Genomic DNA, 9,422 nt, shown 5'->3' with positions numbered 1-9,422 from the left:
GTCCGGGACGGTGAACCGCGCGTGGCCGGGCGGGCGCGGCACGCCGTGCGGCAGCGGGTCGGGCGGGACGGCGCGGCCGTCGAGGACCAGCAGCACCGGTTGTCCGGGCAGGGCGGCGGGGGAGTAGCGGACGTCGATCTGCGCGCTCCCGTCGGCGTGCCGCCCGACCTGCGCGGGCAGGTGAGTGATCCGGGGCGCGACGGCGAGCGGGACCTCGTTGGTGACCTGCCCGGCGAGGGAGAGTCCGGCCGACCAGAGCCCGGCGGCCGTGCCGACGGGGACGGTGAACTGCACCTGGGTACCGGTGACGTGATCCGGGGCGACGGCGACCGGCGCCGGGAGCAGCGGATGGCTCAGCCGCACCTCGGCCGGGGCCGCCAGCCCGCTGCCGCGCAGCACCGCCGTCTCACCGCCCCGCACGGCGGGCTGCCCGCCCGGCGGCACGGCGGCGTCGAGGGCCGGCAGGCCGAGCGGGAGGAAGCCCTGCGCGACGGGCCCGCGGTCGTCCGCGCCCCGGGTGAGCACCGGCACGGGGACGGTCGGCGGGCGGTGGCCGTCGATCAGCACCACGCCGACCTCGTAGGCGACCGACATCCGGTACGGGGTCTGGAACGCCGTCCAGAGCGAGTAGATGTCCTTCTCGCCGAACGGCTGCCAGGTGATCCGGATCCGGTCGAGCTGCTTGGCGACGTCGCTCTCCGGCGCGAACGCGGCCAGTTCGCCGCGCTGGAGCACCGGGTTGTCGTTCAGGACGCGGACGGCGCGGGCGAGCAGCCGCTGGGCGTCGAGGCCGGGGTCGCGCTTGACGAACGGCGTGACGAGGTAGTGCAGGGTGAGCGGGAACGGCGGACCGCCGCTCTCGCCGGGGGCGAGGCCGGGCTGGTCGGCGTCGCGCAGGGCGCCGTCCACGTCGGCCTGGAAGAGGTAGAGGTTGACGAGCTTGTCGCGGGTGCCGTCGACGAGTTCGTCCAGGGGACGGGTGTCCACGCCCGCGCCGGGCACGTCGGCCAGGGCACCGAGCACGAGTCCGCTCAGGGTCTTGGTGACGGCGGCGATGGCCTCTTCGTCGCTCACCTCCCGCCGCCCCCCTCGGAGCGGGTGCGCAGGTAGTCCTCCAGGCTCATCGCAGGGCGCCGCCCGGGGATCCGGCGCGGCGGCTGCGGGACGGGCGGCTGGCGGCCGGCGCGGACCTCGACGCGGCCGATGGTGATGCGCACGTTCGGCACCGCGGCGGCGCGCTCGCGCCGGGACGTCAGGAGCGGGTCGACGAGCGACGCGTCGATGGGGGAGGACGGCACGGGGTGCGCGTGGACGGGGTCGGGCGCGGGCGCCGCCGGGGCGTCCTCCGCGCGCTCCTCGGGTGTGGCGTGCTGCTCCGACGGGCCCTCCTCCTGCGCGGGTTCCCCGGGCGGGGCGTCCGCACGGCGGGGTTTCGGGAGGGCGAAGGCGGTGGGTTCCGCAGGCCGTCCGGGGCCGGTGGGGGGCTCCGCCCGGACGGCCTGCGGAGGTTCGGGTGCGCCCTCGGTGGAGGCGCGATGTGTCAGGGGGAGACCGGGCGGCGCGCCGACGGGCAGCTCCTGCTGGGCGGCGGGAGGGTTGGCGTCAGCGACCTCCGACTCCGCGGGGAGAGGGGAAGGTTCGGTGAACGGAAGCCACGGCTGCGTCCTCCGCCGGGGTTCGAAGATCGACCCGATCAGCGGCCGTATCGGCGGCCCGTCCGCGCCGCCGGCGCCGAGCAGGCGGCTCACGAAGTCGTTCATGCCGTCACCAACTCCAGGTACAGCTGCCGTCGTTCGGGCCCGACCGCGAGCACCTCGGCCTCCGTCCAGCCGTAGGCGGTGGCGAGCGCGTGCACGTCGTGGAGCAACCGCCTGGCGTGGGCGTCGAGTTCGGCCCACAGGTAGCCGGAGGCGTCGAACGGCGACGTCCAGGCGTGGCCGCACTCCGCGCAGTCGAGGTCCAGCCGGACGTCCGCCTGCGGATCCCGCGCGGCCAGGGCGCCCGCCACGGCCTCCAGGACGTCCGCCGGGAGCGCGTCGGCGGCGACCGGCCGTCCGTCCGCGACCGCCGAGGTCAGCACCCGCCGGAGCAGGGCCCGCCGGGCGGCGGCGCGCGGCGCGCCCCGGACGGCGAGCAGGTCCCGGGTGGTGACCGGACGGAACGTGAGCTCGAAACCCCCGGCCCGCACGACGCGTTCGCCCTCCGGCGCCGCGGCCGTCACGTCCTGCGCGGTCAGTTCGAGTTCCAGTTCCGTCCGGCAGGACGGGCAGGTGACGGCGCACGGCAGGCCGGGGCCGAAGCACCGCACGCGCAGGCCCAGCACCAGCTCCTCGCGCCGCCCGACGGTCAGGTCCGCGACGGCCGCCGGATCGCCGCCGCCCGCCGCGGCGAGCACCAGGGCACGCCGGACCGGGTCCTGCCCGCGCCCGGCCTCCCAGACGGCGAGCAGGCCCTCCTCCGTCAGCGCGGTGACATCGGCTGGGGCTCCGGTGAGTTCGTCCATCGTCAGGCCGGGTCCTCGAAGGACGGCTCGACCGGCTCGGGCAGGTCCTCGCGCACCCAGCCCTCGTTCTCCAGCTTGATGTGCTGGATGGCGACCGCGTTGGCGTTGGCGTCGAGGTCGGAGACCGGCTGGTACTCCGACACCCAGCAGTTGAACACCTGGTAGGAGAGCACCTTCTGGCCGGCCTCGTTGAAGACGTCGACGATGATGTCCCGCCGGAAGTCCTTGAGCGAGGACTCCAGCCCGCCGCTCGCGTTGGTCAGGCTCCAGACCCGGTTCGCCCACTGCTCGAACACCTTGTCGCTCGTGACCCCGCGCTCCAGGGTGATCGCGTCGTACTCGGTGCGCCCCGGCAGCTTGGTGCTGGTGGCCGGGTCGCCGCCGCTGCGGTGCTTGATCACCTCGGTGCTGCGCTTGAACCCGGTGACCTTGCTGACGCCCGCGATGTAGTCGGTGCCGCCGCCGAACTTCACCCGGAAGCGGAAGTTCTTGTACGGGTCGCGGCGCTTCGTCCTGCTGTCGGCCATGGCCTGCCTCTCCGTGAGGGTGCGCTCAGACCTGGATCTGGCCGGCGAGCTGCTGGATGTGGATGATCACGAACTCGGCGGGCTTGAGCGGGGCGAAGCCGACCTGGATGTTGACGATCCCGCGGTCGATGTCGTTCTGCGGGTTGTTCGTCGCGTCGCACACCACCTGGTAGGCGTCCCTGGGCGTGCGGCCCTGGAAGGCGCCCTGGCGGAACAGCGTGTTCATGAACGCGCCGACGTTGAGCCGGATCGAGGACCACAGCGGTTCGTCGTTGGGCTCGAACACCACCCACTGGGTGCCGCGGAACAGGCTCTCCTCGATGAACAGGGCGGTCCGGCGCACCGGGACGTACTTCCACTGGTCGGCGAGGACGTCGGCGCCGACCAGCGTCCGCGCGCCCCACACGAGGTTGCCGAACACCGGCCGCCGGCGCAGGCAGTTGACGCCGTACGGGTTGAGGATGCCGTTCTCCGGGTCGGTCATCGGCACGAGCGGCGCGACGACGCCGGCGAGGCCCGCGTCGGTGCCCGCCGGGGCCTTCCACACGCCGCGCGCGACGTCCGTGCGGGCCCACACCCCGGCGACGGCGCCGCAGGGCGGGAAGTCGCGGACGAGGTTCTGCTGTTCGGTGTCGGCGAGCAGGACGCGCGGGAAGTACACGGCCGCGTTGCGGGCGCCCGGGTCGCCGGCGAGCGGCAGGCCGGTGCCGCCCGGGGCGGCGGCCCTGGTGACGTCGGCCACGCTGTGCCAGGCGTCCGGCGGGTCGACGACGAGCATCGCCCGGCGGTCCAGGCAGAGCTTGGCGGCCTGGGGGAGGATCCCGGCCGGGCCGTTCTGGCCGGGCGGCCCGGGCAGGCACAGGATGTTGAAGATGTCGGTCTTGAGCAGCTGGTAGATGCCCTGCTTGCCGTCCTTGACCGGGGAGCTGTCGCCGAGGTAGTCGGCGGCGACCGGGGTCGCCGTCCCGTCCAGGCCGCCGCCGGCGGTGACGTACCAGTTGCCCTGGCCGGGGCCCTTGCCGTCCGGGAACGGGTCCTGGCCGGGCGGGACGTCGGTATTGGCCGCGAGCAGCCTGCCGTCCGCCGAGGCCGGGACGGTGACGAGGGCGGAGGCGGCGAGGGCGACGCTCAGCCGGTCGGGGCTGCCGGGCAGCGAGCTGACGTTGAGGTAGCTCTCGGTCACGCCGGTGACGGCGTCGCGCAGGGTGAGGTTGAAGCTCTTCTGGTCGGCGGCGCTCGCGGCCTTGTCGCGGGTCTGGTGGTCGACCCGGGCCCGCAGGTGGTTGCCCCAGTCGCCGGGGCTGACGGCGGTGAGCGTGACCGCGTCGGCGGCGGCGCCGGAGGCGGCGGGCAGGACGAGCGTGGCGGGCGCGGGGTAGCTGGGCCCGTCGGCCGGCGGGTTCTTCGGCTTCACGGCGGTGATCCGGACGATCTCGGCCTCGGCGCCGCCGTTCTGGAAGAACTGGTAGACCGCGTAGCTCAGGTCGGAGGTGCGGTCGAGGCCGCCGAACTCCCGCTCGTAGTCGGCCCAGCTGGTGATGTGCACCGGGTCCGTCACCGACCCGCGCGGCGCCGTCCCGACGAACGCGGCGATCGACGTCGGCACGCCGACGATCGTGCGCACGGCGCTCGGCAGCTCGTCGATGTACACGCCCGGATAGGTGGGGCTGATGGGCATCGTGGCTCCCTTCGCGAGGGCAACGGCTGCGCCCGCGGACACCGCCCAGCGTCCGGGCCGGCCATCACGGCGGCGTCACCGCGGCCGCACGGCGCGGAACGCGTGGCGTGACGCGGCCGTGACGGGCGTCCGCACCCGGGGAACCTTCGCGGGGGCCGGGGCGTCTGTCGTCCGGTAACGATCACGCGATGAAGGAGCGTTCATGTCGTACTGCCCGCCGAACCCCGAGGAGTCCTGGCTGATGGGCGGGGTGATGTCGGTCCTGCAGACCGGCATCGACGTCCAGCTCGGCTACTGGGCGGGCGGGGACGAGCTCAGCCACGACGACGGCAGCAGCAACCGCTGGCAGCTCCGCTGGGTCGACGGCGGCCGGGCGGTGCTCACCGGCTTCGACGTCGACTACAGCACCGAGCGCGAACTCGACGAGTTGCTGCAGGGCGCGCCCGACTGGCTGCCGCTGCGCTGGTCCGGGCTCACCGACCGGATCGCCTTCTGCTACTGGTGGGAGAGCGGCGCCGGCGCGTGGGACTGCGCTCCCGTCGAGGACGATCGCGGCGTGGGGATCACGGGCTCGCTGGACCGGCTGGAGTCCCTCCTGACCGACCGGGTGATGGAGCGGATCCCGGAGCCGGAGGACGAGGACGACGACGAGGTGGACGAGGACGCGTACCTGGACGAGTTCACGCGGAAGCTGGAGGAGCTGGTCGAGGCGGCCAGGGAGCAGCGCCTGACCGAGCGTGAGCTCGCCCCCGTCCTGGGCTTCCTGGAGGAGCCGGGGCGGCTGAACCTCGCCGACGCGCTCGACAACGCCCGGGACGCCGGGTTCACGCCGGGCAGCTCCCGGCCCTGGGAGCGCCCGGCGCCAAGTGTGCATGTCAACTGACGTGCGTTGCACGGCTGTTGACGTTCCGTAAGGACGCGGACGACGCCGCGTCATGATCTCGCACCGCTCAGGATCGAATCGGAGGTGACCTTTCCGGCATATCGAACGAGTGGTGGAATTGTGCTGGTAGCGCGAACATCTTTACCCCATCATCTCCGGAGGTACACCGCCCATCCGCACCGGCCACGAGCCGGTGCGCGGGCCACCCCTCAGGAGTAGTGGATGAGTTCGACGGAATTCCCCGCACTGGATCCCACGGCCACCCTCGCCGGCCTGATCGAGGCCCAGGTGAGACGCACGCCGGACGCCGTCGCCGTGATCGACGGCGAGCGCCGCCTGACCTACCGCGAACTTGGCGAGCGCTTGACCTCCGCCGCCGCCCGCCTCGCCGGGGCCGGGGTCGGCCCCGGGACGCTGGTCGGCGTGTGCCTGCCGCGCTCGGCCGAGCTGGTCGTGGCCCTGCTCGCGGTGCTCCGGGCCGGCGGCGCGTACGTGCCGCTGGACCCGGCCTACCCGCAGGACCGGCTGGAGCTGGTGATCGGCGACGCGCGGGCGCCGGTCGTGCTCACCGACCGGGCGCACGAGCACCTCGTGGCGGGGGCCGGGGCCGCCGTCCTGTACGCGGGTCCGGACGAGCAGGGTCCGGACGAGCAGGGTCCGGACGGGCAGGGTCCGGACGGGCAGGGTCCGACCGCTCCCGTCGCGCCGGTGGGCAGCACCGACGCGGCGGCGGCGTACGTCCTGTACACCTCCGGCTCCACCGGCCGCCCCAAGGGCGTCGTCGTCCCGCAGCGCGGCGTCAACGCCCTGCTGCGCTGGGCCGCCGCCACCTACCGGCCCGAGGACGTGGCGGGCGTGCTGTTCGCCACGTCGGTCTGCTTCGACATCTCGGTGTACGAGGTCTTCTTCCCGCTCGCCGTCGGCGGCACGGTCGTCGTCGCCGAGAACGCCCTCGCCCTGCCCGACCTGCCCGCGCGCGACGCGGTCACCCTCGTCAACACCGTCCCCAGCGCCATGGCGGCCCTGCTGCGCGGCGGCGGCCTGCCCGCCGGCGTACGCGTCGTCAACCTGGCCGGGGAGGCGCTGCCGCGCCGGCTCGCCGACCAGGTCCACGCGCAGCCCGGCGTCGAGCGGCTCTACAACCTGTACGGGCCCACCGAGGACACCGTCTACTCCACCTGGGCCCTGGTCGGCCGGGACGAGACCGGCGAACCGCTGATCGGCCGCCCGGTCGACGGCACGACGGCGCACGTCCTGGACGAGCGGCGCGCGCCCGTGCCGGAGGGCGGGATCGGCGAGCTGTACCTGGCGGGCGAGGGCCTGGCGCACGGCTACCACGGCCGCCCGGACCTCACCGAGGAGCGGTTCGTGACCGTCGGCGGCGAGCGCTGCTACCGCACCGGCGACCTCGTCCGGCGGCGCGCGGACGGCAGCCTGGAGTACCACGGGCGCGCCGACCACCAGGTGAAGGTGCGCGGCTTCCGCGTCGAGCTCGGCGAGATCGAGGCCGTGCTCGCCGCGCACCCGGCGGTGGAGGCGGCGGTGGCCGTCGTCCAGCACGACGACGCGGGCGCCTACCTGGCCGCCTTCGTCCAGTCCTCCCGGGAGCTCGCGCCCGGCGGGCTGCGCGCCCACTGCGCCGCCGCCCTGCCCGGCTACATGGTGCCGCTCGCGATCGGCGTGCTGGAGCGCCTGCCGCTCACCCCCAACGGCAAGACCGACCGGGCGGCCCTGCCCGCGGTGGCGCGCGGGCGGGACGGCCACGGCGTGTTCGTCGCGCCGCGCACCCCCGTCGAGGAGCGCATCGCCGGGCTGTGGCAGGAGCTCCTCGGCATGCCCAGGGTCGGCGTGCACGACGTCTTCCTCGACCTCGGCGGCCACTCGCTGCTCGCCGCGGGCGTCCTCGCCCGGGTCGAGCGCGAGTACGGCGTCCGGGTGCCGCTCGCCGAGTTCTTCGCCGCGCCGACCGTCGCCGCCCTGGCCCTGTGCGTCGCGCACGGCGGCGGGCGCCCCTCGGTCGCGCCGCCCGTCCGCGAGCCCGGACTGCCCGCCGAACCGACGGCGTTCCAGCGCGACCTGTGGCTCCAGGAGAACGTCGAGGCCGGCACGTCGCTCTACAACGTCCCGCTGCGCGTCCGCGCGACCGGCACCCTGGACGCCGCCGCGCTCGGCCGCGCCTTCACCGAGGTCGTCCGCCGCCACGAGGCGCTGCGCACCGCCGTGATCGGCCGCGCCGGCGAACCCGCCGTCGAGGTCCGCCCGCCCTACGCCGTCGACGTGCCCGTGCACGACCTCACCGGCGCCGACGAGGCACTGCTGGACGCCGCGCTCCGCGCCGAGGCGGCCCGCCCGCTCGACCTCGCCACCGGGCGCCTGCTGCGCGTCCTCGCGCTGCGCACCGGCGAGGACGCCCACGAGCTGCTGATCACCGTGCACCACGCGGCGATGGACGGCTGGGCCACCGGGCTCCTCCTCGCCGAGCTCGACCGCGCCTACCGGGACGGCGAACTCCCGGAGCCCGGCCTCCAGTTGTCCGACGTCGCCCGCTGGGAGCGGCGCGCCCACGCCGCCGCCCGCGAGGACGCGCTGCGCTGGGGCGACGGCCTCCTCGGCCTCGACCACGAGCAGCACCTGCCCGGCGACCGCCCGCACCCCGACCCGCAGGACTACGCGGGCCGCCGCATCGAGCGCCGGGTCCCGGCCGAGCTGCTGCGCGCCGCCGAGCGGTGGGCGGCGGAGGAGGGCGCGAGCCTCTACATGGCGGTGGTCACCGCGCTCGGCGGGGTGCTGCACCGCTACACCGGCCGCACCGACGTCGCCGTGCTCAGCCCGTTCGCCGTCCGGCCGGTGCCGGAGCTGGAGGGGGTGCTCGGCTCACTGGTCAACACCGTGGCGCTGCGCTTCGGCGTCGCGGGGTCGGACACCTTCCGGCAGCTGGTCGGGCGGGTGCGTCCGGCGGCGCTGGACGCGGCCGAGCACAGCGTGCTGCCGTTCGTCGAGCACGCGCGCCGGACGGCCGGTGCGTCCGGGCGGGCCTCGTCCCCGGTCTCGCAGGTGCTGGTCGCGGTGCAGAACCACCCGGTGGCCGGGGCCGATCTCCCGGGGATTTGCCTGGAGTTCGTCTCCGAGGTGTGCAACGGGACGGCGAAGACGGACCTGTCGCTGTTCCTGGAGTTCCCGGCGGACGGGCCGCTGCTGTCCGCCGAGTACCGGACCTCGCGCTACGACGAGCGTTCGGTGCGCGCCGTCTTCGACCACCTGCTCGCCGTGCTCGCCGCCGGGATCGCCGAACCGGACCGCCCGCTCTCGGAGCTGGCGATGCTGTCGGCCGCGGAGATCGCCGCCGCCGAGGACGGCCTGGTCCGGGCGGACACCCCGGTGGCCGACCTGCGCCTGCACGACCTGTACGCCGGGTGGGACCCTTCGGCCGTCGCCGTGTCGGCCGCCGACGGCAGTCTGACCTACGGCGAACTCGGCCTGACCGCAGGCAGGCTGGCGTCCGTCCTGGCCGCCGCCGGCGCCGGACCCGGCGGGCTGGTCGCGGTGGCCGTCCGCCGCGGGCGCCTGCTGCCCGCCGCCCTGCTGGCCGTGCTGCGCAGCGGCGCCGCCTACCTGCCGCTGGACCTCGACCAGCCGCTCGCCCGCAACCGGGCCGTGCTGGACGACGCCGGCGTCTCGCTGGTCCTGGCCGAACAGGCCGACCGGCACGACGAGTTGTTCGCGGGCCGGACGGTCGTGGCGGGCGACGGCCCCGGCGGGGGCGCGGCCCCCGGGGCCCCCCCCCGCCCCCGCGGCCCCCCCGGCCCCGCCCACCAGGGGTACACCACCCGC

Annotated in this window: 7 protein-coding genes; 2 read left to right on the top strand and 5 right to left on the bottom strand. The window is 75.2% G+C overall.

Features of this window, described 5'->3' with window-relative positions:
* The 5 genes from ACFV4F_RS40690 to ACFV4F_RS40670 all read right to left on the bottom strand — a co-directional run.
* A partial coding sequence (locus tag ACFV4F_RS40690; protein WP_380510575.1) for a DUF4255 domain-containing protein occupies positions 1–1,074 on the bottom strand: 1,074 nt, incomplete at its 3' end.
* Entirely contained in the window at positions 1,071–1,760 is a 690-nt protein-coding gene (locus ACFV4F_RS40685; RefSeq protein ID WP_380510572.1) for a hypothetical protein, read from the bottom strand. The genes ACFV4F_RS40685 and ACFV4F_RS40690, both read right to left, overlap by 4 nt.
* Positions 1,757–2,503 carry a hypothetical protein gene (locus ACFV4F_RS40680; protein ID WP_380447966.1) on the bottom strand — a complete coding sequence of 249 codons (747 nt, stop codon included), beginning with the start codon at positions 2,501–2,503 and terminating at the stop codon, positions 1,757–1,759. Before ACFV4F_RS40680 ends, ACFV4F_RS40685 begins: the two co-directional genes overlap by 4 nt.
* 2 nt (positions 2,504–2,505) lie before the next feature.
* The gene (locus ACFV4F_RS40675; protein ID WP_380447968.1) at positions 2,506–3,030 is read right to left on the bottom strand and encodes a phage tail protein; all 525 of its coding nucleotides are present in this window, start codon (positions 3,028–3,030) and stop codon (positions 2,506–2,508) included.
* A gap of 25 nt (positions 3,031–3,055) precedes the next feature.
* Positions 3,056–4,708: a phage tail sheath family protein gene (locus ACFV4F_RS40670; protein ID WP_380447970.1), complete on the bottom strand. Its 1,653-nt coding sequence runs from the start codon at positions 4,706–4,708 to the stop codon at positions 3,056–3,058.
* 202 nt (positions 4,709–4,910) lie between these two features.
* On the opposite strand from ACFV4F_RS40670, the gene ACFV4F_RS40665 reads away from it, so the two are divergent.
* Positions 4,911–5,591 (top strand): hypothetical protein, encoded by a 681-nt coding sequence (locus ACFV4F_RS40665; protein ID WP_380491169.1) that lies wholly within the window; start codon positions 4,911–4,913, stop codon positions 5,589–5,591.
* A 222-nt stretch (positions 5,592–5,813) separates the two neighbouring features.
* On the top strand, positions 5,814–9,422 hold a 3,609-nt coding region (locus ACFV4F_RS40660), incomplete at its 3' end, for an amino acid adenylation domain-containing protein (RefSeq protein ID WP_380510569.1).

Source organism: Kitasatospora sp. NPDC059722, from assembly GCF_042733235.1.
Taxonomy (GTDB): domain Bacteria; phylum Actinomycetota; class Actinomycetes; order Streptomycetales; family Streptomycetaceae; genus Kitasatospora.
The sequence above is the reverse complement of the archived record's forward strand: the minus strand, read 5'-3'. Positions and strand labels throughout refer to the sequence as shown.

What these genes read in the sequence shown, in the direction of transcription:
- ACFV4F_RS40685 (WP_380510572.1), bottom strand. Translation starts at nt 1,760, where the DNA reads ATGAACGACTTCGTGAGCCGCCTGCTCGGCGCCGGCGGCGCGGACGGG.
- ACFV4F_RS40680 (WP_380447966.1), bottom strand. Translation starts at nt 2,503, where the DNA reads ATGGACGAACTCACCGGAGCCCCAGCCGATGTCACCGCGCTGACGGAG.
- ACFV4F_RS40675 (WP_380447968.1), bottom strand. Translation starts at nt 3,030, where the DNA reads ATGGCCGACAGCAGGACGAAGCGCCGCGACCCGTACAAGAACTTCCGC.
- ACFV4F_RS40670 (WP_380447970.1), bottom strand. Translation starts at nt 4,708, where the DNA reads ATGCCCATCAGCCCCACCTATCCGGGCGTGTACATCGACGAGCTGCCG.
- ACFV4F_RS40665 (WP_380491169.1), top strand. Translation starts at nt 4,911, where the DNA reads ATGTCGTACTGCCCGCCGAACCCCGAGGAGTCCTGGCTGATGGGCGGG.